The sequence below is a fragment of the Spiroplasma endosymbiont of Lariophagus distinguendus genome (assembly GCF_023846195.1).
Taxonomy (GTDB): domain Bacteria; phylum Bacillota_I; class Bacilli_A; order Mycoplasmatales; family VBWQ01; genus Spiroplasma_E.
This window is the reverse complement of record NZ_JALMUW010000176.1, coordinates 1-591: the sequence shown is the minus strand read 5'-3', so window position 1 is coordinate 591 and position 591 is coordinate 1. Positions and strand designations below refer to the sequence as shown.

General features: G+C 24.4%; 1 protein-coding gene. It reads left to right on the top strand.

The features are described from left to right. Window positions 1–591 (top strand): rolling circle replication-associated protein (locus tag M0D11_RS06405; protein ID WP_252321148.1); only part of this gene is annotated, 591 nt, incomplete at both ends.

Below are 591 nucleotides of genomic sequence, written 5' to 3'. Positions count from 1 at the left end.
ATGATTTGCAATTATTTTTTAAACGTTTAAAACGTTGATGAAATGACCCTAAACGTTCTAAACATTTAGGTGAATTAAGATATTTTTATGTTTATGAATATCAAAAACGTGGAGCAGTTCATTTTCATATATTATTTAATCGTAAAATACCTTATAGTATGATAACTACATGATGACCGCATGTTGGTAATAATAAAGGTATTGATTTAAAAGTTGTACACAAAGGCACAAATGAATTTGTAGTTAAATATTTAAGTAAATATGTAACAAAAGTACAAGAAAATATTAAGTCTTTAAATCAAAAAGATGTTGGTGTTCAAGCATATTCTTTTAGTAGAAATTGTAGAAATCCGCTTGTAGTTCGTGGTACTAAAACTTTAACCCTACAAGAATTAGTACAAGCATGTGAAAAAGCAAAAGAGTTTTATTTATTTAAAACTAAACCCAATGAACAAGGTATTACAAATTTAATTGGTGGAAGTTATGATTATGTTGCTAATAGTGATTACTTTAAAGATTTTAACTATTATATTAGTTTAGAAAGTTTACGATTTAGATATTGATTAAAAAATAAATTTAATAGAAATAATA